Origin of the sequence: Vibrio sp. L3-7 (genome assembly GCF_963898195.1) — a bacterium.
Taxonomy (GTDB): domain Bacteria; phylum Pseudomonadota; class Gammaproteobacteria; order Enterobacterales; family Vibrionaceae; genus Vibrio; species Vibrio echinoideorum.
Window position 1 is genome coordinate 189878 of sequence record NZ_CAWQUW010000023.1, and the last position, 26595, is coordinate 216472.

Sequence of the window (26595 nt, forward strand, 5' to 3'; positions counted from 1 at the left end):
TTTTCCTTATGAACATTTAATTAGTGTTCTAATGTTTAACTGGAAATTATTGAACTAAGCGTTTACGTTCTTCACCTAAGTCCTTTGCCAATACCCGTTGGTATTGCCCGACCACATTCTCGATAGCACTTTCTCTAACACTCTCGAGATTTCTGTGGCCGGACAAACTTCCTATGACTTATACGTAATCTTTGTATTTATCTAGGAAACGAACCGGTGTTGATAGTGCATCTCGGCGGAACGGGTCGCCCAACTCCTGAGTACACATGATTTCAATGATGGTTGTTTTGCCCTCGTTCATCTGCATGTCGATGGCTTTTTGCAAGGTTGGACCTACATCTTCAAGCTTATCAACCGTGATACCTTCAGCACCCATTGCTCGTGCAATCTCTGCAAAGCTTTGGTTTTCAAGTTCACCGGCAACAAAGCGTCGGTTGTAGAAGTCGACTTGGTTCTTCTTCTCCGCACCCCATTGACGGTTGTGGAATACCACGGCTGTCACTGGAATGTTATGGCGAACACATGTCATGGTTTCCATCAAGCTCATGCCCCACGCACCATCGCCTGCATAAGAAATAGCTGGACGATGAGGTGCCGCTGCTTTCGCACCAATGATGGTCGGGAATGCGTAACCACAGTTACCGAAACTCATTGCAGCAAAGAAGCTACGTGGTTTTTCAAAGCGTAAGTAGCTGTTTGCCACTGAGTTGATGTTACCGATATCCGTCGAGACCATTACGTCTTCTGGCATCGCTTTTTCTAGCTCACGCAATACTTGGCGTGGGTGTAGATATTCGCCACCAGAGAACGGAGTCTCGTGTGAGTTTTCCTCAATCATATCCAAGCTGAAAGAGTCACGTTCGTGTGTCCATTCATCAAGCTCTTTTTCCCAAAGTGCTTTCTCTGTTGCGACTGTGTCTTGACGAGCGCCTTTGTTGTCATCACACAACAGTGCACGACCTTCCAATCTTTCAGATAGAGCAACCGCAGCTGCTTTCGCATCACCACAGATACCAACCGAAATCTTCTTAACCAGACCAAGCATCTTGTTGTCAGCATCAATCTGAATGATTTTCGCGTTCTTCGGCCAGTAGTCCATGCCATGTTGAGGCAAAGTACCAAATGGACCAAGACGTGTACCCAAAGCGATAACCACATCCGCTTGAGCCATCAATTTCATTGCTGCTTTCGAACCTTGGTAGCCTAAAGGACCACACCATAATGGGTGACTAGCAGGGAAAGAGTCATTGTGTAGGTAGCTGTTCACTACAGGTGCACCTAGTCTTTCTGCTAATGCCGCACACTCTTGAACTGCATCAGCCATGACCACGCCGCCACCGGAAATGATGACTGGGAATTTCGCTTCAGCTATCAAGTCTGCTGCTTCATTCAGAGATTTCTCACCACCTGGACCACGGTCTAAGCGCGCGGGTTTAGGGATCTCGGTTTGTGTTTCACCGTAGAAATAGTCACGTGGAATATTCAGTTGAGTTGGACCCATTTCACTCATCGCACGGTCGAAGCATCGGCCTGTGTATTCCGCCATACGGTCTGGGTGCGTTACGTGTCCTTGATACTTAGTAAACTCTTGGAACATTGGAAGCTGGTTACATTCTTGGAAACCACCTAAGCCCATTGTTTTAGTGCCTGTCTCTGGCGTCACAATTACGACCGGGCTATGTGCCCAGAACGCCGCAGCAATTGCTGTTACACAGTTACTAATACCAGGGCCATTTTGCCCGATGACTACACCGTGGCGACCCGATACACGAGAATAGCCATCTGCCATGTGGGCAGCGCCTTGCTCGTGTACTACTGGAACCAATCGAATGCCAGCAGGAGCAAAGATATCCATTGCGTCCATAAATGCCGACCCCATGATGCCGAACATATCGGTAACATCATTAGCAACCATAGTTTCAACGAACGCTTCTGATGGTGTCATTGTTACTGTGCCGGAAACAACCGTACGTTTTTCTTGCTCGCTCATTCTTCCATTCTCCTTGAGTTAACCAAAATTTCATTTTTCGGAATGAATTGTCTCTTTTTCGAATTCATTTTCACCTTAGTAGTAGAATTTTTGCGCGTCAACTTTTTATATTAAAATGGAACAATTCATTCTAATTAATAAAACTGGATCACATTATTGGTAGTTTTTCGTACAAAAAGTGCCGTTAACTTAACTGGAGCTGTTAATAATCGATGACATATCGCGATAGCAGCGACAAGTAATGAGCTATATAGAGGGAAATATGATGAAAGAGGCGGAATTGGTACCAACGCAGCCGGTAAGCGTGAGAGAACGCTTTGGCATCGACAGCAACCTAACGGTGATGGCATTTGAACATCCGGGTGAATATGTGCCGAAAGTCGACCCAAATTACTGTTTTGACCCCGAAGTGACGCTGGCTATATTGGCGGGGTTCACCTCCAATCGTCGCACATTGATACAAGGCACACATGGAACGGGCAAGTCGTCTCACATTGAGCAAATTGCCGCGAGATTGAATTGGCCATGTTTGAGGATCAACCTAGACGGACACTTAAGTCGCTTGGATTTCATCGGTAAAGACAGCATCGTCATTAAAGACGGGATGCAAGTAACAGAGTTTAAAGAAGGCATTCTTCCTCAGAGCATTCAACAACCCATCGCACTGGTATTAGATGAATACGACGCTGGTCGCCCTGACGTGATGTTTGTGATTCAACAGCTATTAGAGCAAGACGGTAAATACACCTCTTTAGAACAAAACCGAGTGATCACTCCTCACCCTTCTTTCCGCCTGTTTGCTACCTGCAACACGCTTGGCTTGGGTAACTTTTCAGGTTTGTATTCGGGTACTCAAGTGCTTAACCACAGTCAGTTAGATAGATGGAACATCATCGCTACGCTCAACTATTTAGACCCACAACATGAAACCAAAATCGTGTTATCTAAGCTTCCAGAGCTGAATAATGAAAGTGGCCGACAACTGGTCGAGAAAATGATCGCAACCGCAGGATTAACGCGTAACGGGTTTCGGGCTGGCGACCTTTCGACTGTGATGTCTCCGCGAACAGTGCTCACTTGGGCTGAAAACATCCAAATATTCGACGATGTAGCGACCGCATTTAGGTTGTCATTCTTGAATCGCTGTGAAGACGAAGAGAAAGAACTGGTTAGCGAATACTATTTCCGTTGCTTTGGTGAAGCCTTGGAAACGCATACTCAAAACTATTCGCACTCGGAGTCGTAAACCATGGCCAATGTTTCTTCTCAGCAGAAAAAGATCCTCGATATTGGTGTGTCTGTCGCCAGAGCAATCAGTGGCGAACTCAATCTGAACTATCGAGGAGAACGTCTTTATAAAGGTAATAGGCCCTGTTATTACCAGTCCGCACATACTAACGATCTCACCTTTGTGTCTCGCCACGAGCTAAAAAACAGCAAGCTATCGATGCAGGGCAAGATCGATTCATCGGCACTGCGATTATTGCTTTCAGACGCTGACCTCCACTATTCACTACGCCCTCAAAACGAAATAGAACGTCTGCTTTACGACTTCTGCGAACAGGTCCGAATTGAATCTCAAGTCCCGCCTTATCTAAAAGGCGTGACCACCAATATCCAATTCAACTTTGCGTATTGGAGCGACCAATATCATCAAAATGGCTTTACCGAATCACGAATAGGCATGTTGCTGTTTACTCTGATGCAAGTCATCCACACCCGTTTAACTGGTGTTCCCGTTTCTGAGCCTATCGCTGAAACCATTGAATCGACTCGCGCCGGCATCGTGCCTACTTTTGGGCACAGCCTAAAACGTTTAAAGCAACATCGAGCCGACCAACAACTGTTTGCACACTGCGCCAACGAGTTGGCAGCCCTTGCACAAGAGCTCATCAACCAAGAGCAAGAGAGCGATAACTCGCCCACGCCAACCGTTGAAGAAGACATCAAGATCCTTGCGCAACTTGCCCTTATCGTTGATGGCGACATTCAAGATCAAGACGTCGATACTGACATCACAGGCAGTAGTAAGGTGTTCGAGCTTTCGGGCGCGAATTATCAGGTCTTTAATTCAGAATTTGATCAAATTGTCGCCGCAGATAAACTCGTCAGGCGCGCCCTATTACTCGAACTGAGGCAGAAACTCACCGATGACATCATGGCGAGACAAGTAAACACTCGCCGTTTAGCCGCGATGCTCACCAGCTTTGTCGCCACGCCACAAAGGAACCGACGTCAGGACCATTTAGAAGAAGGCATTGTTAACGCCACTACCATAACCAAGCTCATCACTTCGCCATTAGATCGCACTGTCTTTTATCAACCTGACATCGGCGCATCTCATCAATGTGCCATCACGTTTTTGATGGATTGTTCAGGTTCTATGCAAAAGCACAGTCACAAGTTAAGTTTGTTGATGGATACGATTCTCAAATCCGTAGGATTGGCTGATATCCCATTTGAGATCATTGGCTTCACTACCAACAACTGGAATGGTGGCAAGGTCTATCGACAGTGGCTTAAACAAGGCCAACCAAAGCACCCAGGCCGCTTGAACGAAGTTCGGCACATCGTGTTTAAGGATTTTGATACGCATTGGAGACGATCTCGCCTTGGTATTGCTAGCCTTCGTAAAGCAGACGTCTTTAAAGAAGGGATTGATGGCGAAGCGGTGCAGTTCGCTAGCCAGCGGTTGCAACAGCACACTGCTCAACGAAAGGTTTTGATCGTCTTCTCAGACGGCTGCCCAATGGATACCGCCACCAGCACCGCCAACGATCAGTTCTATTTGGATAACCACCTCAAACAAGTGATTGAACGTGAGTCGACCAAAAACGGAATTGAGATTCATGGCGTGGGGATGGGAGTGGATTTGAGCCCATATTACCGCAACAACATTACCTTGGACGTACAAGAGAGCTGCTTGTTCGGGCTATGTAGGAACGTATTTGAAATGCTAAAGCGTTAGGCTTTTTGTTTATGCGTGCACTCAATGAGAAGTGAAATTTCGGGGAGCAGTGAAGTATTGGCTAGCAGGCCGCTAGCCTTTTCTAGAGGATATTCTTAAGAGATAGCAGCAGCTAAGAGATAACAAGTAACTAGGAAATAGCGAGCAACTAAGAGATAGCAAGCAACTAAAAGACAGCAAGCAACGACCATGCAGACACAGCCATCAGATACCCACCAATCAACATCAGCACCGTAAACACCAGCTTTCTTAATTGGTCATTAGACAACGGTGGCGGGAAACGTCGAGCAAACATCGTGACAAGCGCCACCAAGGGGACAGCAATAGCGGATAGCCACAGTATGCTCGGTTCCATGTCGCCTGCAACGTAGACATTGACAGTACGCGACATCGACGTACAAGCGAACACCATCAGCAGTGTGCTTCGCACCAGATCGAGTGTAAAAGGTTGCCGATAGAGATGATAAACAATCGGAGGGCCCGCCATCCCAAATAACCCGCCCGCTAAACCAGAGCTAAATCCTGATATAAGGAATGATACCGTTGCCGAACGATCCTTTCTGGTTTTAGGTTTGAACATAAAACTCAAACCTGCGAATAGCACCATCGCACCCAATAGCCCTCGCAAGATATTGGTCGCAGAGTCACTCAACTCGTCCAGCAAAAACACCCCCATCGATACACCGGGAATAATACCGATGACTAACACCACCAGAATTTTGAGCTCCCCAAGCAGTGGCTTACCCATCAAAGCGACAAAGCAATTAAACAAAGTCACAATACTGACCACAGCAGCAATAACGGGTAAGGAAACCAGATTAAGACTGACCGTTAAACCAATTACAATGATCCCAAGACCAAACCCCGTGACGGTTTGGAAATAGGTACCCACCGCGATGGTGGCAAGAATGGCGAGTAAAACAGGTAACTCCATCAGCAATCCTAATTAGGTTGTTTAGGGTTTTATTTTGGGTGCAAGATTCAGTATTAACTTCGGGATCTAAATGTTAATACCTAAAATCAAACGTCGACTCTTCTCTTTCTTCAACATCAATATCAATATCAGCGTTAGAATCAGACACTTTCTCTTGCTGCGCTTGTACCGCGGTCACCGCGATCACATTAAAGATATCTTGCGCGCTACACCCTCTCGATAGATCATTGGCAGGTTGATTCAGGCCTTGTAATAACGGTCCAATCGCAACTGCCCCACCTAACCTTTCCGCAAGCTTATAACCAATATTGCCTGCTTCTAAATTGGGGAATATCAACACGTTCGATTGACCTTTCACCTCTGAATCTGGCAACTTTTTCGCGGCAATCTCAGTCACAATCGCGGCATCGAGTTGAACATCCTGATCGACGGCGATTCCGGGGCAACGTTGTTTAACTAACTGAGCCGCGTTACGAACCTTATCGACCGATTCATGCTTAGCACTGCCGTTGGTAGAAAAAGAAAGCATCGCCACCTTAGGTTGCTCCATCAGTAACGTTTGGGCACTTTTCGATGCGGCAACCGCAATGGATGCTAATTCCGCTTCATTGGGATCAATCACCAAACCGCAATCGCTAAAAATCAACCCACCCTTTAGATTATGGAAAGGCTCACACAGCATCATCAAAAAGAAACTGGACACCAGTTCGCTGTCTGGTGCTGGCCCGATGATTTGTAGCGCGGCCCGCACAACATCTGACGTTGTGTAAACTGCGCCATTAACTGTGCCATCGACCAGCCCCTCTCTGACCATCAAATTGGCAAAAACGAGTGGGTCTAGAACCAACTCTAACGCGTCATCGTAAGTCATACCTTTCGCTTTTCTTAGCGTATACAACCGCTCAGCGAGCACTTCTTTGAGTGATGACGCCTGTGGGGAAACAATATGAATGCCTACAAGATCAATGTGATGTAATTCTGCAGCAGCGATGATCGCTGGTTCATCCCCTACTAGGGTGATGTGAGCGAGCTGTTTGTCTATCGCCATTCTTGCGGCTGCTAGTACTCGCGGGTCCTCAGCTTCACTCAAAACCACTCGCTTACGATCTAAGTGAGCCTTATCAATAATCCGTTCAATCGCCTTCATCTTAAATTCCATTTATTGAGATCAATTGTTCCATAATTTATATTTATATTATTGGAATAATAAAAAAGGTCAAATTTTATTCAGATAATTGAAGAATAATGATTTGGTATGTACACTCTTAGGCATAGACATATCGCAAGGATGGATCATTATATGCAAACAGAAACACCACCAGTTCAAGGGGATACACCGACTCTCCGACTTTTTGCACTATTAGAGGTGATAGCGCAAAAAGACGAGTTTATTTCTCTTCAAGGATTAGTCGAAGAAACTGGACTACCAAAACCGACCCTGCACCGAATGCTTCAGCAGTTAGAAGCAGCAGGCATCATTCAAAGAGACGGCGATGAGAAGCACTACAGCTCAGGTATTCGACTCAGAAAGCTTGCCGAAAACCTACTGTTGAATAGCACCATGCACAGCGCTCGACGCACTATCCTTGAAAACCTGAGAGCAGAAGTCGGCGAAAGCTGTAACCTAACGGCGCTATCAAGTGGCGAGATCATCTATCTTGATCGTGCAGAAACTGAAGCCCCCCTTCGTTTTCACCTACACCCAGGCTCTCGCGTCCCAGTGCATTGTTCAGCAAGCGGGAAATTGTTTTTAGCGCACATGTCTAAGTCACAGCGTCGAAGACTGATTGAAAACGTGCCATTAACTCAATACACCTTAAATACCATTACCGACTATTCGACATTAGAGAAAGACATCGAAGAAGCGAAAATCCAAGGTTTTGCAATTGATGACGAAGAGTTTTTGCCGGGCTTAGTCTGTATCGCCGTGCTGATTCCGTCATCTACGGGTCAATCAAACCTCGGCCTCGCAATACAAGCACCTGTCATTCGATTAAGACCAGATGAAGCGATTAAATTCTTACCAGCGCTTCAAAAAGCGGCAAAAGCGCTCGCAAAAATAGAATCTGATAATTGGGGTTAGTTTTGATAATTTCAGCTTAACTGTAGGATCTGGCTTTAAGTACATATTGAAGCCTGTTGCCCCGTTGTCACTGTATTCGGCTAAACGGTATTCGGCCAAACGATGTTTGGTCGAAATCATTTTAACGCCCGCATTTATCATAAACAGCAACATACTTAAGTAATCACGACAAAGGAAACACGATGCTAAACATTAACAACAAGCACTTACTCTCTTTTATGGTGACAGAACCAACAAACGCTGTTTCGGTAACAAACCCGGCAACTGGGGAACTCGTAGGGCACGCACCTATTTTATCTGAGTCTGAATTAACAAGTGCTATCGAACGCGCTCACATAGCACAAAAAGAGTGGGCTCAAGTACCTGCTAAATCTCGCGCCGCATTACTTCATCGCTGGCATCAGCTGATCCTCGAAAACAAAGATGATCTTGCTCGGCTAATGACGATTGAACAAGGCAAACCGTTAGCCGAAGCAAAGGGCGAGATCGTTTATGGTGCGAGTTTTATAGAGTGGTTCGCCGAAGAAGCGAAGCGAACCTATGGCGATTCAATCCCGAGTACAGTCGCGGGCAAACGCTTAGTTACGATCAAGCAACCTATTGGAGTGGCTTGTGCCATTACCCCATGGAACTTTCCAACGGCGATGATCACGCGTAAAGCCGCACCTGCCTTAGCCGCGGGTTGTAGCTTTGTCGTGAAGCCGTCAGATGAAACACCGCTTTCTGCGTTTGCCGTGGTTGAGCTCGCTTATCAAGCCGGCATCCCCAAGGACCTACTTCAAGTCGTACTCGGTGAAAGCCCAGAGCAAGTGGGTGGTCTTTTCACCTCACACCCACTGATTAAAAAAATCTCTTTTACTGGTTCTACCCGAGTCGGCAGTATCTTGATGGCTCAAGCGGCGAAAGGCATTAAGCGTACTTCAATGGAACTGGGCGGCAACGCACCGTTTATCGTGTTTGACGATGCGGATATCGACGCTGCCGTTCAAGGCGCAATGGCTTCAAAATTCCGTAATGCGGGACAAACCTGTGTCTGTGCAAACCGATTCTACGTACACAGTAAAGTACACGATGAGTTTGTGGCTAAGTTCGACCAAGCAGTACAGCTGCTTAAAATTGGAAACGGTTTGGACGAAGGCGTAACGGTTGGCCCTGTTATCAATGAAGGTGCTAAGCAAAACATCCAAGGATTGATAAACCGAGCTATTGAACAAGGTGCTAAACCTGTGACGCCACTTCAACAACTTGATGGACTCTTCCTTCAGCCCGTTGTTCTTAAAGATGTAAAACACAGCATGGACATCGTTCAACAAGAGATTTTTGGCCCAGTCGCACCCGTGATGCAATTCGATACCGACGAAGAGCTCATCGAGATGGCCAACGATACAATTTACGGTTTAGCATCATACTTCTATAGCCAGAATATCCACCGTGTATGGAAAATCGCAGAAGCGCTTGAGTACGGAATGGTCGGCATCAATGATGGATTGATCTCTACCGAAGTCGCCCCTTTCGGTGGTGTTAAGCAATCAGGTATTGGCCGTGAAGGTGCCAAAGAAGGCATCGATGAGTACATGGACATTAAATATCTGTGTTTTGGTAGTAACTAGATTTTGGCAGTAACGAAGCCTTATCGACAATGAAGATTTAGCGACAAAGAACATTTAATGGTTACAACGTTTTAGTGGTAAAGAAGCTTTGGTGATAACAACGTTTTAATGACTACGAAACTTTGATATTAGCGATTCCTAATTCTTAAATCTCAAAAGCTTTAAAGCACCTACCCCTTCAAAAAAACTCAAAAAAAGCCGCGCTATAAAGCGCGGCACCTTGGGCTCGGTTTAAAAGGGTGTTTCTTTTCTTAGTGGTTTTATTATTTAGTGACGTTGTTATGTAATATCGTTTACTTTTTTATTTAGCTACTCAGCTATTCCAGTGTTGAACTATTTAGCAGTTTTGGTTATGTAAGTGCTTTCAACTTCAAACGCATCGCATGCAGCACTGGCTCGGTGTAACCACTTGGTTGAGCACAACCTTCGAATACCAACTGACACGCGGCTGAAAAGGCAATGCTGTTTTCAAAGTCAGGTGCCATATTACGGTAGCTCGGGTCACCAGCGTTTTGCTCATCAACCACTGCGGCCATACGCTTCATGGTTTTCATAACTTGGGCTTCATTACAAATTCCATGGCGTAACCAGTTCGCAATATGTTGGCTCGAAATACGCAGCGTAGCGCGGTCTTCCATCAAGCCTACATCATTGATATCCGGCACCTTAGAACACCCGACACCTTGGTCAATCCAACGAACTACGTAGCCAAGAATACCTTGTGTATTGTTGTCCAATTCGTTTTGGATGTCTTGAGCGGTCAGCTTTTGTTTGCCTAATAGCGGAATAGTCAGAATATCGTCGACGTTCGCTCTCACTCGCTCACGAAGCTCTTTCTGACGACTTGGTACACTCACCTTGTGATAGTGCAGAGCATGCAAAGTCGCCGCAGTTGGAGAAGGAACCCAAGCAGTATTTGCGCCTGCTTGCGGATGACCAATTTTCGCATCCATCATCTTCGCCATATTGTCTGGTTCTGGCCACATGCCTTTACCAATCTGGGCTTTACCTTGCAGACCACAAGCCAAACCAAGATCGACGTTTTGATCTTCGTATGCACCAATCCAAGTCATGGTTTTCAGCTGTGTTTTAGGCGCAAACGGGCCAGCTTCCATGCTGGTGTGAATTTCATCACCGGTTCGGTCTAAGAAACCGGTATTGATAAACACAACACGGTCTTTAGCCGCTCGAATACATTCTTTAAGGTTAACCGAAGTACGACGCTCTTCGTCCATGATGCCAACTTTGATCGTGAATCGATCTAAGCCTAATGCATCTTCAATGCGGCCAAATAATTCATTAGTAAACGCCACTTCTTCAGGGCCATGCATCTTAGGTTTTACTATATTGATGCTGTTCGCTGTCGAGTTTTGGTAAGCGCTGTTGCCTTTTAAATCATGCATTGCGATTAGCGAAGTGACCATGCCATCCATAATGCCTTCAGGTACTTCATTACCTTGATCATCAATGATGGCTGGGTTGGTCATTAAGTGGCCCACGTTGCGTATAAACAACATACTGCGACCTTTAAGCGAAATCTCACCACCGGTGACACTGGTGTATTGGCGGTCTGGGTTCAAACTACGAACGATGGTTTTACCATTTTTCTGTAACGACTCTTGCAAGTCGCCTTTCATCAAACCGAGCCAGTTACTGTAAGCCAGAGCTTTATCTTCACCATCGACTGCGGCAACGGAGTCTTCGCAATCCATAATGGTGGTGAGTGCCGCTTCCACTAGCACATCTTTAATGCCAGCAACATCAACGCTGCCAATTGGTGCGCTCGGGTCAATTTGAATTTCAATATGTAGGTTGTTGTGCTTGATCAGAATACTTGAAGGCGCACTCGCATCACCTTGGTAGCCAATGAACTGGCTATGATCAATTAGAGTGACTTCTTCGCCGTTATCTAGTGTCGCCGTCAGCGTGTTACCAATGCTCACGTTGCTGATACTGTATTTGGTCACGTCTTTATGAGAAACACCATTTAACGGCGCAGCATCATCAAGGAACTCGCGGGCATAAGTGACAACTTTGGCGCCGCGAACTGGGTTAAAGCTGCCACCTTTTTCTGCACCATCACTTTCGCTGATGACATCCGTTCCGTAGAGCGCATCATATAAGCTACCCCAACGTGCGTTTGCGGCATTAAGTGCAAAGCGCGCGTTCATAATAGGTACAACAAGCTGCGGCCCTGCTTGTGTAGCAATTTCAGGTTCTACGTTTGCAGTGGTGACTTGAAAATCATCGCCTTCAGGGACTAAGTAGCCAATCTGTTGTAGGAACTGTTTGTACTCTGCTGCATCCAATGTTTGTCCTGCACGCTCCTGGTGCCAAACATCAATTTGGTGTTGAAGGTCTTCACGCTTAATAAGCAATGCGCGATTCTTTGGAGCCAAGTCTGCAAGGATATCTGCAAAAGATTGCCAAAAGTCTTCTGCGATAATGCCCGTTCCAGGAATGACCTGCTCATTAATTAATTGGTAGAGGGTGCTATCAATGTTCAAGCTTCCCTGTTGAATACGACTGCTCATAAAATCTCTCTCAAACTAACTGATGACTACTCAATAATTCTACGTAACTGGCTTAAATTTACGTTACTAACTCAAATTTACGTTACTAGCTTAAACTTACTTAACGGGCATGAATTTAGCTAATTTATGCCGTTTATACTGGATATTCATATAAAAAATACCCTACAAACTGTGTTATTCCGTCACACCACTCTCTATTTCATTGGCAACACTTTTAATCAATCGACGCATCCACTGATGGTCTGGATTGGTTTGTAACAATGGGCTCCATGCCATCTTCACCTCAAAGGGTTCAATAGCGAAAGGTGCTGGTTTGATTAACAACCTAGGATTGTTGCGCTGTAACTGTGCCGCTTTGGTTGGAATGGTAAGGATCAGATTCTTTTGTTGAGCGAAGAGAATCGCCGACAAATAATGTCGAGTAAATACCGTAATATTTCGGGTTTTACCGATACGCATTAGTGCTTCATCAATCCAACCCAGCTTTTGTGCTTCGCTTGGGTTGATCCCAACACCTGTGCCCATCCCTGTCTTACTCACCCAAATATGTTGCGCCTTTAAATAAGACAAAATATCAAAGTTATCAGCAATCGGGTTATCACAGCTAAATAAGCAGGAGAACCCGTCGTGCCAAAGGCTCATCTGGTGAAACGACTGTGGAATATCATCAAATCGGTTGATGATAATATCAACAGTGCCTTGTTCCACATCCTTATAGCTCACATCACTTGGCGTCATGATATCCAATCGAATTTTCGGAGCTATTTCACTCAGTTTTTTAAGCAATGGCTGAATAATGGTCGATTCTGCATAGTCACTCGCCATGATACGAAACACGCGTTCGCTGTCTTCCGCATTAAACTCAGTTGTGGGTTGTAGCGTCTTCTCTACATTCGCCAATATATTACGGATCAGTGGTTGCAACTTATGTGCGCGCTCGGTTGGTACCATCCCTTCACTTGTTCTCACCAACAATGGGTCTTCAAACAGATCCCTTAATCGGCGTAGGCCATTACTCATGGCGGGTTGAGTAATTCCTAGCTGATTTGCCGCACGTGTTACGTTTCTTTCACGTAGCAACATGTCTAAATACACAAGTAAATTAAGGTCTATACGAGCAATATTCATATAAAAAATACCGAATATAATAACTATAAATTAACAAAATTATCACATACATGGTTATTCTTTGTCCATGGTTAGATTTAGTCCAAATCAAATGACCTCGCCAAATTGGCCAACATGTCCACGAGAAACTAAGGAATAGTTATGTCGCAAATTACACAAGATATCGAAATGATTGAAGTTGCAAAAAGCGCTGCTGGTGCTCCATGGGATGCAATCAACCCTGAATCTGCAGCTCGTATGCGAGCTCAAAACAAATTCAAAACAGGTCTGGATATTGCGCAATACACGGCAGACATCATGCGTGCAGACATGGCGGCCTACGACGAAGACAGCTCTCAGTACACGCAGTCTTTAGGTTGTTGGCATGGTTTTATCGGCCAACAAAAGCTGATTTCTATTAAAAAGCACTTCGATGGTAAAACCGATCGTCGTTACCTATACCTTTCGGGTTGGATGGTTGCTGCACTTCGTTCAGATTTCGGTCCACTACCAGACCAATCCATGCATGAGAAGACATCGGTAGCAGGCTTAGTAGAAGAGCTATACACCTTCCTACGCCAAGCTGATGCTCGTGAACTGGGTGGTTTATTTCGTCAGCTAGATGCTGCACGTGAAGCTGGCGATGTTAACCTGCAAGACCGTCTCCAAGATAAAATCGACAATCATGTGACTCACGTAGTGCCAATCATCGCTGATATCGATGCAGGTTTCGGTAACGCAGAAGCGACCTACCTAATGGCTAAGCAAATGATTGAAGCGGGGGCATGTTGTCTACAAATCGAAAACCAAGTAGCCGATGAAAAGCAATGTGGCCACCAAGACGGTAAAGTAACGGTTCCGCACGCTGACTTCCACGCGAAACTTCGCGCACTTCGTTACGCTTTCCTTGAACTAGGCATCGACAACGGCGTTATTGTTGCTCGTACCGATTCACAAGGTGCTGGCCTAACAAAAGAAATTGCAGTAGTGAAAGAGCCAGGCGACCAAGGCGATATCTACAACTCATACCTAGATGTTGAAGAGATCGATGTTGCAGATATGGCTGAAGGTGATGTTTGCTTTAACCGCGACGGCAAGCTAGTTCGTCCTAAGCGTCTACCATCTGGCTTGTACCAATTCCGTGAAGGTACTGGTGAAGACCGCTGTGTATTTGACTGTATCGAAGCTATCAACGCAGGTGCTGACTTACTTTGGATTGAGACTGAGAAGCCACACATTGGTCAAATCAAAGAGATGATGGACGGCGTACGTGAAATTCACCCTAACGCGAAACTGGTATACAACAACTCTCCATCATTCAACTGGACGCTAAACTTCCGTCAACAAGCATACGATACAATGGCAGCAGAAGGTAAAGACGTATCAGCTTACGACCGTGCAAGCCTAATGAGCGCGGAGTATGACGAAACTGAACTTTCTGCAAGTGCAGACGAGAAGATTCGTACGTTCCAAGCCGATGCGTCTCGTGAAGCCGGTATCTTCCACCACTTGATTACTTTGCCTACGTACCACACAGCGGCACTGTCTACCGACAACCTTGCAAAAGAATATTTCGGTGACCAAGGTATGCTGGGCTACGTTGCGAATGTTCAACGTAAAGAGATCCGCCAAGGCATCGCATGTGTTAAACACCAAAACATGTCGGGTTCAGACATGGGTGATGATCACAAAGAGTACTTTGCTGGTGAGAATGCACTAAAAGCAGCGGGTGAAGCGAATACATCAAATCAATTTGATTAATTGTTAACAGCTTTCCCCCAATAAAATCTCCCCCTCCTCATTCCCTGTTAGGTTTTCGGAGGGAGGAGGTTTTGAGATGAAGCTTGTACTGCCAGCTTCATCTCAAAGCCTCAGATTTGTGTTCCATACCACTGTTACGCTAGAAAATTCTGTTTAAGCTAACTATATTCATATTTTTTGATATTCCTGTTTATTGATATTCCTATTTGTTGAGAGTGCCTATGACTTCAATACCGACACACCTACAAGATGCAAAAACGTTGCTATCAGAAAATGGCTTCGCTACTGGTGATACTTGGTATCACGGCACGTCTTCTGCCTTACTCGCATCAATTCAAGGTCAAGGCCTCAAACGCTCAGGCGACAAAGCCCTCAATGAAGCCGCTTTAAAAACCATGTCAACCATCGGCAACAACTACACAGAATCAGTAGAGCCTGTATTTCTTACTCAGAGCAAAGAACTCGCATATTACTGGGCTCAACAAACCGTGAGAGAGCGTAGCGTTCGTTTCGAAGGCGAAGAGCACCCTATCGTGTTAGCAGTCAGTCTATCTGAAAAACAACAAGCAAAAGTAAAACCGGACGTAGGCGCAATGAGCCTATTAATGATGAGTGTTGGTGAGCAATTCATGGTTCATTTAGCTCAAGTCTATCAAGAGAACAACATCTCAGGTCCAGATATTGAACTGCGAACGGCTGACCGTATGGACTACTTGAATAAACTTGGAATGGCGTACATTGATGAAGACATCAGCCGTGCTTGTGTTCAAGAGTTATTGGAACCCGAACTGACCAGCTAATACCGTTCAATCAACCGACCTTAATTAGAATTAAAAATGGCTCCCAATACGGAGCCATTTCTACTTTCTGTATACAAACATAAGTTACCTAAAAATATAGGTAGTGAAAATATCTATACTATAGACACAGACGGCCTTGCTGCGCAGCTTGCATCATTTCGATATCACCTTGTAGCGAACGATAAACGACGGTATTCCACACCTCACCATTATCCATTTCAAACTCGATAGCATAGTTCAAACCAGCGACGACCTGAGTTCGAACACTCAAGATTTGTTTGAGCTCGGCAGCGGTATTCATTTGACCAAGAACCGCGTTTAAAGCTTGCTCAGCTTGAGGTGTGATATCACTTTTCGACCAACCGCCAGTAAGGTTCTGAGTACTACAGATTGGATTCGCCTTCTCTTGTGATTGAGTCATCACTTCGCCCTTCTGACTGCATCCAGCTAAAACTACGACACCTACCAAAGTAACCAATAATGCTTTTCTCATAAATCCTCACTAAATAATTCATTCAGCCATTAACGAGTGCTTACTCGCAAAGGTGTTTCATATGCCTTCAAGATTAAACCTCAAATGTCATCACTTCATCAGAAATCATGGTGTCGCTAACCCATAAACACAGAACAGTGTCAGAAAAAACAAAGCCGGACATTCATGCCCAGCTTTTATCCACCGGATATTGTGACCCTTTATAGGAGTAACGTTTTAGATGGTGTTATTTGTTAATGCCATTTTATCTAGTGCTATGTTGGTTAATGAAAGTACACCAACATCTCGACATCATCCCCTTGTTGTTCTGCACTCAGTAAGAAGTGTAAATAGCCTTCTTCTGTTACAGGGATTTGCAGATACTCATTACTGCCTACGTAGTTAGACGCATACTCGTGCTGCCCTGCGGTTGGCCAATATGTACTGCTAGCAAACAGATCGACATTACCAGTATCTGGTTGAGCGGTGTTTTTGTCCGTTAACCACACTCGCACCTCTTGCACACCTTCTGGAACATACACCGCAGCATAGCGACGTTGATGAACAGTCAGGATTTGAGCTTTACCAGATTCAAAGATCACTGGCGTTAAATCATCTTGTTCTTGGATTGGTGGTGTTGGCGTTTTCGTCTCTACGGATGCCACCAACGTCACACCACTAAAATCGGTGCGACCCGTGATGCTCATGTAGTAACGACCCGGTTTGATATAACCCGATGAACCAGGTTCGAACACCACAACTTCATTGCTGCCATTGCCGTATTGGCTAAACTCGAAGTCGTAATAATGCGCCTCTTTACCGTAACTCATATAGAGGTCAGCATCACCTTGGCTTTGGCCCAGAGCATTACCTTCAATCGAAACCTCAAAATGCGTGGTGTTCTCTGGTACATCAATGTAGAAAAGCTGTTCGCTATAAGCCGTGCCGGTTAACAGCACATCTTGGTTTGAGACAAGCACAGTGACTTGATCTGTCGGCTCTGTGGGATCAGTCGGCTCTCCTGGGTTAGGATCTGGATTTGGTATTTCTGATTCAGTTGAAACTGATTCTAACCAACGTTCAAACTCACCATTGTATTGCTGACCCAACACTTTTACCTGTTGCGCCCATTCGGAAAACTGGCCAGATCGAGACAGTGCCAACAAGCTCTGCACTTCTTGAGGATGTTCTTCCATCATAAAGCGCACCGCCAAGTAGCCCCAGCGATAGATACGATTAGAATCATGGGAGTAAGTGGTTGCAAGCACATCCGATAAGCTCATCTTCCCGCTGTTAATCAAGCTTACCGCAGCCTCGTAGCCTTGCTTGTAATGCATGTACTCTGCAAAACCTTCTAGCCACCACACGACGTAGCCATGCGCCAAATTGTCGTTAAACGAACCATATTGGTTAAAGCGGGCATCGAGATAGTGAGTGTACTCATGCTCTAAATTGAGAATTGAAAGGTCATCTCCGTTAGCGTAACGATAGGCGACGAAACGCGCCACGTTGCCTACCTCTGATGGGTTTCCTTCTAAGTACTGACCACCGTTGTCTGTGGTGTTACCAAATAAGAAAGCGGAGTAATCCACATAGCTGCCTTTGCTCCCGAACACCGCGACTTCTACTCGGTTGTTGTTATCGTCTGCGACGGGTTGTTGACCAGTATTTGCCACTTGATGAAAATCCGCCTCTTTCGTTGCCAACACATCACACGCTTCCATAGCTTGTGACTGGCTTAAATCTTGAGAACGAATAATCGCAGGCCCTTGGCATTCATGACGGTTAGGAAGTACACGCATGGCTAGATCGCGCTTGGCTTGCTCAATATTCAAGCCATTTAGACCTTCCGGTGCGAAATAGCTCATCATTTCTACTGCCGCTAACCAAAGTTTGTCTTGCTCACTGCCAAGCGGGTTTTGTACCATCACTTGCTGCATCACTCGCAGTGCTTTGTCTTTAGTTTCTTTGTTTGGGCTTGCAAGCAAGCGACCTGTTTCACGGACTGCGTTATAAACAAGGAAGCTCGCATCAGTATCTAACGCCCACGTGTTATCACGAGCAAACGCCGCAAGCGTATCGATATGCTGAGTATGACTCGCCATATAATCGTAAAAATCATCTCTAGCCGCATGACCTGCCATCGCTCGAAACAAATTGTTTAGCCCATCGACCCATTGCGAGTCTTGCGCAGTTTCTCGGTTAAAGTGGCGAAGTGCCGCAAGTTGCGCATCCATAGTCAGTGGCAGCTGCTTAACATTGTCGACCATAAGAGTCAGACTTTTCATTGCACCAGTTTGCTGTCGGCCTTGGTTTAAAGCATTAGGGTTAGCGAGGAACAAGTTGGTCGACTGTGCAAAACGTTGGCTCAGCACATCAGAAAAATCTTCCGCTTGCGCGTTATAGCGAACGTAATAAGCGGCGCGAACAAACTCGCCAAGGTTTTCGAGTTTACGAGCTTGTTCTTCTTCGCCTCGATAACCGGCAATTTCTAGGTTCAGCGTGGCTTGAATGCGGCTTAAGCTCGCTTCACTGTAAATATTGTTTAATGCATTTTCAGATGCAGAGAACCAAGAACCATAGCAACTGTAGTCCGCCGTAGAGACAGAAAGAGCGAGATCAGAGGCCAACTGAAGATCAGAAACATCACATTGATTTTCGGCAAAAGAGAAACTGGAAACACTGGCAAGCACACAAGCGATCGCCAAACGATGACGTGGGAATAAACGGGTATGAGACATACAACACTCATTAGTTAATTATATATTTTGGGTCGCCGTTATATTCCTTACGATTAACAAGGTGAATTCAGTTGCTTATGATTTATGAGGTTGGTTCAAAAAATAGATATTTTGCGTTATTTTATAAATTCAAAGGTTTATGCTCGACAAGAACTCATAAGCTCAAAACACTATCGAATAATACAAACTACTGATAATAAGGTAGTTTATTTGATCATTAATTGATTTAGATATGGCAAGGCTATGTTGTTAAGGATGACCGCAAGTAGTAAACTTGCGACCGATTATGCAACTTATCTCTCAAGTCATAGGCTCAAGTAACGTTACGGCAGACTCGCTCCAAGTAACATGACTCAAAAAATACTAAAAAATTTGTGTCCTGTAGACAGTGCAAATCGAATAAAAATAATTATATAAACCTAGGCTAGGTTCGGTTAATCAAATGAAAATAACGTCGTCTTTAGGCTCACTGTTGGCTAGCAGTCTGTCTATCGAAAAAAAACAGCGAGCGCTGATAGAGCTCGTTATCAGTACTTATCAGCCACAAGAACGCACTGCTCTTTTCCAAACCATTACAAAATATCGCACAAGCCAGCTGGAATTGCTTTTCCCTGAGCATCAAAATAACAGCTTCTCAGTGCTATTTGAATTGATGGACTATCGTGATCTCATCCAACACTATCCAAACACTTTATCGACAGAGATGACGTTGCTGGAAACGGCAGCCGGCGATTGTTACACACATTGGTTAGACTTTTGGTGTGAATGTGAAATTGCCGCAATAAAAGCGAAATCACCATTCGATGCGAGTGTATCCTCTCATATAGAACTCCCTATCAAAGACAGCGCTTACTACGGTGCCATCATTGAACAGATAGAGAATGATCAGCTTATGGTGCAAACACCCTGTCACCCTCAAGCCATGCCAATCAGTGATGCCATCGCGTTGAGTAATCTTGAGGTTTTTATCAAGGGAGAGAAATGGTTTGAGATGCTACCTTTACTCCACCTTTCACAAACGGGTAAGCACTTTATTTTACTCAAACACCCGACCGATGAAGCTTTCCCAACCCTAGTTTCTTCTGCGTTGATTCAAGATTGGTCTAAGAATGAAACTTGGTTAAGTTACGCGCCACCGTTCAGCAATGAACAGTGGCAATACTGTTTACCCGATCATGGTTACGATGATTTGGCTGGGTTACAGATATTCACACCGTCTACACTGTCAAAATGTCATTCTCTCCTAGAATTTGATAATAAGTTTCAGTTACAATTGTCTGACAAAAGTGCCATATGTGAAGTGCTCCGCCTGACAGTAAGCGGTAATACTCCACAAAGACTCTATTTCCTCTATCTCGCCCAAAAAGAACTAATGAGTGTATTGCACCAAGTAGGGTACAAAATCGGCTTCACCATTATCGAGCAGCCTTTCATGCTCCAGTTTTATCAAGCTATCGATCCCAAAGCGTATTTCCATTCCGGATATTGCGAGTTGAATGATGACGGTACAACCATTTATCGTGGATTGTGGAATTTCGAAGTGATGGTCAAAGTATTTAATAACACCGATTTTCGTCGCTACAAACGCGCAGTGCGTGAGAGTAGAAAGCTAGGCTCAGTAAAAAAAGTAAGCTCGATAGAAAAACTAAGTTCGGTAAAAAGAGATGAACATGTTTGATTTCGGCCTAGAGGCGATCATCTATGCCAAAGCGATAACGCTTCTTATGACGGCAGCAATCGTAGTGATGTGGTTACTCTACTATTGCTATCGTCTGAAGCAAAAAAATGAAGCCATCGCGGGCACGCACCATGTGCCTTACATTGCTTACTCGGTTTGCATTGTTGCGTGGATCAGCAGCAACGCGTATTTCCATACCGACTTATTACCTGAGCTTGGCGCTTCGGCCGCGGTGTTGGCGGCAAAATTTGCCAATCTCGCCTCTTTCTTTGCGTTTGCATTTGCCTACTACTTCTCGTGTCAGCTCGCAGCCGAGCAACGCAATGGTAAAGTACACATATGGCAACAGGCTATTTTTGTCGGATCATCAGTCTATGCCCTCTTTATTAATTTAAGTCCGGGGTTAACCGTTGAACACGTCGACATTGTCGGCCCAAGCCAATTCGTTATTGAGTTTGGTCCTCATACGCCATATTTCTTTATCGGACTGGTGAGCTTTGTTGTCCTGACCTTAACCAACCTTGTGGCCATGCGAGCTAATAGCAGCAAATTAATACTCGCCAAAACCAGTTACATGATTGCGGGTATCTTAGTTTTCATGCTTTCTACCGCAACCATTCACCTTGGCATGACATACTTCATGCATGATTTCTCACTAACCTGGTTACCACCAGCGTTGTCTATTAGTGAGATGCTGTTCGTTGGTTATGCTCTGCTGACCTCTCGCTTCTACAGTGTTAAATACCTAGCTTATATGAGCCTTAACGCGCTATTGGTGTGTGCAATTTTAGTGATACCTTTCGGCGCAATATTCATCCCATTGACCGACAACAACCAATGGCTAATCGCAATACCTATCTGTGCGCTTATCGGCATCACTTGGCATGTACTCTACAAACGCGTGAGCCATTACGCCTCTTTATTGGTTTACAGAAACAAGAAAACGCCTGTACAGCAAATCCTTGCTTTAGAAGAAGACTTCAAACTATCGATTGATGACGCGATGCGTCGCTTGGGCAACCTACTGCAAATTCCAGAGGACAAATTGCGCCTCGTTAACAGCAACTACAACGAGACCTTCTACGAAGACTACCTTTCAACAAATAAGTCCGTTTTGTTATTCGATGAACTTTCTGAAGAGTTAGATTACGCAGAGCCTACGAAAAGCTCGATCAGGGCGCTTTATGACAAGATGAGCTCGAATAACACTGCCTTAGTTATGCCTTTGTTTGGTCAAGGGCAGTCTGTCTCGCACTTATTGATATCATCACACAAGAGCAACGACCAGATGTTTTCTAATGAAGAGATCTTGGCACTGCAAACCCTGTTAACTCGTGTGCAAAGTACCATCGAAGCTGATCGACGCATTCGTCAAAGCCGTGCACTAGCGAACTCAATTGCTCATGAGATGCGTAACCCGCTCGCTCAAGTACAATTGCATTTTGAAGTACTAAAGCAGCACATTGATAACCAAGCACCAGCAAAACAGATACTGCTTGATATTGAGAACGGCCAAGCTGCCATTCAACGTGGGCGACAATTGATTGACATCATCTTGCGTGAGGTCAGTGACAGCTCACCGGAGCATGGGCCGGTTGCGATGACCTCCATTCACAAAGCTGTGGATCAAGCAGTAAGCCAATACGGTTTTGAAAACGAGAAGATTATTGAACGAATTCGTTTACCACAACATGCTGATTTTGTCGCAAAACTCAATGAGACCTTATTCAATTTTGTCATTTTCAACCTGATACGTAATGCGATCTATTACTTTGATTCTTATCCAGAGAGCCAAATTGAGATCAGCACTAAAACCGGCTCTTACGAGAACATTCTCATCTTCCGAGACACAGGTCCGGGCATTGACGAAACCATTGCTCATAAGATTTTCGATGACTTTTTCTCGTATCAAAAAAGTGGTGGTAGCGGCTTAGGATTAGGTTATTGCCAACGCGTAATGCGCTCATTTGGCGGTCGAGTTGAGTGCCACTCTAAACTGGATAAATTTACTGAATTCCACCTGTATTTCCCAGTGGTACCTAATGCGCCCAAAGCAGACGCGCTTCGTACGCCTGATTTCAATGATTGGAAGCAAAGCCAATCAACGAGTGAAGATAAAACCAAAGCGGATATACAAGCAGGTTTACAAACGAGTCAACATGCTCCAAGTAGCGTTCAAGAACAATTAGACCACCTCGCACCCACCGTGCTAATCGTCGACGACAAAGAGGTACAACGCACGCTTGTTCAGATGTACCTGAGCCGACTTGGCGTAAATAGCTTGCAAGCCAAAAACGGGGAAAATGCTGTCGATCTGTTCAGATCACACAAAGTTGATTTGATCTTAATGGACGTACAAATGCCAATAATGAATGGCTTTGACGCAAGCCAGATCATCAAGGCGCGTTCACCTCAAACACCCATCATTGCTTTGTCTGGGGAGTCGGGACAACACGAGTTAGATATGATCAGCAAACTGATGGATGGTCGCCTAGAGAAGCCAACCTCTTTGAAAGCACTGCAACATGTACTCGATAACTGGCTGAAGAAAGACATGAGATCGAACGTTTCTAAAGAAACACAAAGTGAAGACTAGATGCAATAAAGTCGCTAATCCTATGAGAACAACGACTCGATAAGTAAACCAGCAATTGGACAACCCAGTGATTAATTAAAAATCCCCGCAAGAGCCTTTCTTGAGGGGATTTTAAAATTCAAAGGGCTTGGTATCAATAATTGACTAAAGCTCTTTAATCTCGATTTGGCGCAATGCTTCCATGTACTCTAGAGTCTCGTTTACATCGATTGGTTCGTATAAGCGCAGTACTCCCGCCCAACCTTCAGAAACTTCAAAGTCATATTCAGCACCAGTATCACAGTTGAACGTGACCGAAACGGTACCATCACCGTTGTCACGCATGGACTCGCCAGACGCATAGAATTGCTCAGAATCAATCCAACCGTTTGCGCCATAAGTGGTCAAAGAGTAATAACCACCACGACCTTCAAAGTCTAGGTTCGGTGTTGGAATAGTCCACTCTTGGCAGGTAGTTTTACCTTGGCCGGGAACACGCTCCAAATATTGCGCTGTATCTGCCGGTAGCCCTGCATAGCCAAACGCCGTCACATATTTAAAATGGTGATCTTCCAAGTCATCTAACGTGGCGCCAAACCCTTTCAAGCCCTCAATCGGTGCGCCATGTTTCATCACGTTGTTGATCAGTTTTAAACGATAATCTTCAACGTCGCTTGGGTTGTAACCTTTGCCTTGATAAGGCGTGGCTGAGTTCGCTTTTATAGAGAGTAGACTCTGGCGACGCTTAGTATCTTCAATGGATTCTGCAATGCGTGTTCTCGCTAATACATGGACATGAGTACCGTTCGTCAGATCATCAGCGGTTAGAGTTAGCGTTTCGCCACGGCGAACCACTTTATGCAGAAGATGATTTTCGTCCATGATATGAATGATCTGGAAATAATCGTTATCTTCTTTTGGTACATGGAACGTTGCACCTTCTGATACGTCAACCACCATCGTCGAGTAAACGACATCACGATTTGAGCGAATCACCGTTTGTGCATCTTTGGATACTGGGTCTGCGTGCAGCCAATGGTTTACGCCCACTTTGTTTTGTAATCCAAGGAAGTTCCAATCAGACTCGGCTTCAGGGTAGTTATCCCAGTTAACACCACCAACGGCAGCATGGTCATAGGTAGATGAACGATTGTTGTCCTCTGCCGTTACACCAAATGCGGTTAATGCTAGTAGCGTCGCTAACGTCGTTTTATTCATGATGGTTTCTCGTGTTTGTTTCGATGAGCTCAGTATGTAGATGCGCCGTGATATACTCCAATTGATTATATGAAAACAAGATATACACTTTAGGTATATCTAATCATCTTTGTTCTGGATCCCACAATGATAATAAGTAACCGCTTTAAGCGCTTAGACCTCAACTTACTTAAAGTATTGAAGGTGTTGATCGAGGTAAAAAACACTCGAAAGGCGTCAGAACTCCTGTTTACGAGCCAACCCACAATCAGTCGTTCATTACAAAAGCTACGCGACTACTTTGACGATGAGCTGTTCATACGCTCACAACATGGTTTAGAGCCGACCGCTAAATTACTTGAAATTAAACAAACCTTGATGCCAGTGTTACTACAATTAGAACAAGTGCTTGAACCAGAATCTGAGTTTGATGTCGCTCAATTTGATGGCACCGTGAACATTGCTATCAATGGGTTCATTGCCAATAGCATCTCGGCGAAGCTGATTAATATTCTGTTAGCACAAGCCCCGAAGGTGAAAGTGAACATCGTCGATTGGGGAGTAAATACATCGGACTTGATGACCTCTGGTGAAATCGACTTAGGAATCAATTACTACCCATTAGAATTATCTAAGCAGGTATACCAAAAACGAATAGCGAGTGATGACTTTGTCTTGATCTGCCGCTCTGGGCATCCGCTTGCTGACTCATTATTACCACAAGATCAGGAAGAGCCGCTTCAATTAGCAAGCTTAGTAGTGAGTGATTGGAACGAGAATATTGCACTTGCCCCTAACGTGCTCGCGGACGTCGGAATCAATACTGAAGTGAAAATACGATCGACCTATCTACACAGTTTATTGTCAATCGTAAAACAGAGTGATGTGTTGTTCCCTTGCTCTAAATTACTAGCGAACTCACTATCTGATGAGTTTTCATTTGTGAAATTCCCTCACATACCCAATATGCCGAACAGTGATATTGGCATGACCATTGGACGTAAGCACCGTAACCAATCCAAAATACGCTGGCTTGAATCGTGTATTGAAGAAGTGTTCACAAGATAACGGTGTGCTTGTTATCACCGACAAAAACAAACCAGACTAGCTATTACGAGTGATTAGCATCCACCATCGAAGTTTCGATCAAATCCAGTAGCCATTTGTATTTTGAGGAATGTTGGTTTTTCTTGTGAAGATAGGCGAATACCTCCATTTCCTCAGCCCCCTCCTCTAATCCTTCAATCACGATTGAGCGCAATACTCCCTTATGTTGTTCAATCACTGGAGGCATACAAGGGGCAATAATGTTGGAGTGCTTGATCGTTTCGATGAGTCCAACAATTGACGTGGTTCGAAGCGCCATATTGATCGACTTGCCTTGGCTTAAAACTTCTTCTTCCAATCGCGAGTGCTTGTTTTGGTCGAAGTAAGCGAGGTCAACATGAGCGAATGGAAAGGACAACAAATCATCAATTGTAGCGATAGACGCCTTGAAAGGGTGATCAGCCCTCACGGCCAATACAAACTTTAAGGTCACGAGAGGCACGGCAATGATCTCGGCAGGCAAACTCTCCGCTTCAAAATGAATAACAAAATCAACGTCGTCACTTCGAAGTCTTTCTAACGAGTTTTGGGAACTAGTATGGCTTATCAGCCTAGAAAGCGGGCTTTCCATTGAGAGTTGATGGAAGAGAGCTGGTGTTAACCAAGGCAAAATATGAGGGTTCGCCTCTATCTTAAAATCTTCGTTTAGATCGGCAGGAGCAAACTGCTTGCCCTCCTCTATCGCCGTGACTAATCCGTCCAATAGTGGAAAAACACGTCGATACAAATCATCGGAATAAGGCGTTGGTAGAAACTGCTTATAAGACAAAACAAACAGCTCTTCACCTAACGATTCCTTGAGCTTTTTGATGCTTTGGCTTACCGCGGGTGTCGAAACAAACAGTTTTTCGCCGGCTTTGCGCAAGCTCTTTTCCTGATACACCACCACAAAAACTTTCAGTAAGTTCAAATCGACATTGTTCAGTTTCATAACACAACCATAAAGCACAGATTAACGAGTGGTTAAGTTTATATGAATTAACTTAACAATGTCCACTTTGTATAGTTATCCCACATTCACGAGTTACACGGACGTAG

The 26595-nt window shown here is 44.8% G+C and carries 18 protein-coding genes; 9 read left to right on the top strand and 9 right to left on the bottom strand.

What is annotated here, in order from left to right:
• Window positions 1-178: 178 nt before the first annotated feature.
• A complete protein-coding gene (gene xsc / locus AACW75_RS15930) occupies window positions 179-1990 on the bottom strand; it encodes a sulfoacetaldehyde acetyltransferase (protein WP_004731917.1) in 1812 nt (603 codons plus the stop codon).
• A gap of 262 nt (window positions 1991-2252) precedes the next feature.
• On the opposite strand from xsc, the gene AACW75_RS15935 reads away from it, so the two are divergent.
• Window positions 2253-3236 carry an AAA family ATPase gene (locus AACW75_RS15935; RefSeq protein WP_017077362.1) on the top strand — a complete coding sequence of 328 codons (984 nt, stop codon included), beginning with the start codon at window positions 2253-2255 and terminating at the stop codon, window positions 3234-3236.
• Window positions 3237-3239: 3 nt separating this feature from the next.
• A complete protein-coding gene (locus AACW75_RS15940; RefSeq protein ID WP_145569017.1) occupies window positions 3240-4958 on the top strand; it encodes a cobaltochelatase CobT-related protein in 1719 nt (572 codons plus the stop codon).
• Window positions 4959-5124: 166 nt separating this feature from the next.
• Here the strand turns inward: AACW75_RS15940 and AACW75_RS15945 are convergent, their stop codons facing one another.
• Together AACW75_RS15945 and pta are read right to left on the bottom strand one after the other, a co-directional pair.
• Window positions 5125-5892, bottom strand: coding sequence for a TSUP family transporter (locus AACW75_RS15945; protein ID WP_102363544.1), 768 nt, complete (start codon window positions 5890-5892; stop codon window positions 5125-5127).
• A 73-nt stretch (window positions 5893-5965) separates the two neighbouring features.
• Window positions 5966-7039 carry a phosphate acetyltransferase gene (pta, locus tag AACW75_RS15950; protein WP_237297463.1) on the bottom strand — a complete coding sequence of 358 codons (1074 nt, stop codon included), beginning with the start codon at window positions 7037-7039 and terminating at the stop codon, window positions 5966-5968.
• 153 nt (window positions 7040-7192) lie between these two features.
• Here pta and AACW75_RS15955 point away from each other — a divergent pair, with 153 nt between their 5' ends.
• Window positions 7193-7975, top strand: a complete 783-nt coding sequence (locus AACW75_RS15955; protein WP_054545780.1) for an IclR family transcriptional regulator — start codon at window positions 7193-7195, stop codon at window positions 7973-7975.
• A gap of 182 nt (window positions 7976-8157) precedes the next feature.
• The gene (locus tag AACW75_RS15960; protein ID WP_237297464.1) at window positions 8158-9585 is read left to right on the top strand and encodes an NAD-dependent succinate-semialdehyde dehydrogenase; all 1428 of its coding nucleotides are present in this window, start codon (window positions 8158-8160) and stop codon (window positions 9583-9585) included.
• A gap of 350 nt (window positions 9586-9935) precedes the next feature.
• Here the strand turns inward: AACW75_RS15960 and AACW75_RS15965 are convergent, their stop codons facing one another.
• Both AACW75_RS15965 and AACW75_RS15970 read right to left on the bottom strand, forming a co-directional pair.
• Window positions 9936-12119 (bottom strand): malate synthase G, encoded by a 2184-nt coding sequence (locus AACW75_RS15965; RefSeq protein WP_237297465.1) that lies wholly within the window; start codon window positions 12117-12119, stop codon window positions 9936-9938.
• A 174-nt stretch (window positions 12120-12293) separates the two neighbouring features.
• Window positions 12294-13247 carry a LysR family transcriptional regulator gene (locus AACW75_RS15970; RefSeq protein ID WP_054545783.1) on the bottom strand — a complete coding sequence of 318 codons (954 nt, stop codon included), beginning with the start codon at window positions 13245-13247 and terminating at the stop codon, window positions 12294-12296.
• A 141-nt stretch (window positions 13248-13388) separates the two neighbouring features.
• Here AACW75_RS15970 and AACW75_RS15975 point away from each other — a divergent pair, with 141 nt between their 5' ends.
• Together AACW75_RS15975 and AACW75_RS15980 are read left to right on the top strand one after the other, a co-directional pair.
• Window positions 13389-14987, top strand: coding sequence for an isocitrate lyase (locus AACW75_RS15975; RefSeq protein WP_017074729.1), 1599 nt, complete (start codon window positions 13389-13391; stop codon window positions 14985-14987).
• Between the two features lie 221 nt (window positions 14988-15208).
• A complete protein-coding gene (locus AACW75_RS15980) occupies window positions 15209-15787 on the top strand; it encodes a hypothetical protein (protein ID WP_029225019.1) in 579 nt (192 codons plus the stop codon).
• Window positions 15788-15905: 118 nt separating this feature from the next.
• Here AACW75_RS15980 and AACW75_RS15985 read toward each other — a convergent pair whose 3' ends face one another.
• On the bottom strand, window positions 15906-16280 hold the full coding sequence (locus tag AACW75_RS15985) for a cystatin domain-containing protein (protein WP_017074727.1): 375 nt from the start codon (window positions 16278-16280) through the stop codon (window positions 15906-15908).
• A gap of 263 nt (window positions 16281-16543) precedes the next feature.
• Complete coding sequence (locus AACW75_RS15990; RefSeq protein ID WP_237297466.1) at window positions 16544-19000, bottom strand: M9 family metallopeptidase; 2457 nt, start codon at window positions 18998-19000, stop codon at window positions 16544-16546.
• 442 nt (window positions 19001-19442) lie between these two features.
• Here AACW75_RS15990 and AACW75_RS15995 point away from each other — a divergent pair, with 442 nt between their 5' ends.
• Both AACW75_RS15995 and luxN read left to right on the top strand, forming a co-directional pair.
• Window positions 19443-20678, top strand: coding sequence for an acyl-homoserine-lactone synthase (locus tag AACW75_RS15995; RefSeq protein WP_237297467.1), 1236 nt, complete (start codon window positions 19443-19445; stop codon window positions 20676-20678).
• Window positions 20671-23274, top strand: coding sequence for a quorum-sensing autoinducer 1 sensor kinase/phosphatase LuxN (luxN, locus tag AACW75_RS16000; RefSeq protein WP_237297468.1), 2604 nt, complete (start codon window positions 20671-20673; stop codon window positions 23272-23274). The genes AACW75_RS15995 and luxN overlap by 8 nt, the downstream gene beginning before the upstream one ends.
• Before the next feature lie 144 nt (window positions 23275-23418).
• Here luxN and AACW75_RS16005 read toward each other — a convergent pair whose 3' ends face one another.
• Window positions 23419-23709, bottom strand: a complete 291-nt coding sequence (locus AACW75_RS16005; RefSeq protein ID WP_029225018.1) for a hypothetical protein — start codon at window positions 23707-23709, stop codon at window positions 23419-23421.
• An 888-nt stretch (window positions 23710-24597) separates the two neighbouring features.
• Between AACW75_RS16005 and AACW75_RS16010 the strand changes: the two genes are divergently transcribed.
• Window positions 24598-25518 carry a LysR family transcriptional regulator gene (locus AACW75_RS16010; RefSeq protein ID WP_237297470.1) on the top strand — a complete coding sequence of 307 codons (921 nt, stop codon included), beginning with the start codon at window positions 24598-24600 and terminating at the stop codon, window positions 25516-25518.
• 43 nt (window positions 25519-25561) lie between these two features.
• Here AACW75_RS16010 and AACW75_RS16015 read toward each other — a convergent pair whose 3' ends face one another.
• Window positions 25562-26488, bottom strand: a complete 927-nt coding sequence (locus AACW75_RS16015; protein ID WP_237297471.1) for a LysR family transcriptional regulator — start codon at window positions 26486-26488, stop codon at window positions 25562-25564.
• Window positions 26489-26595: the final 107 nt, after the last annotated feature.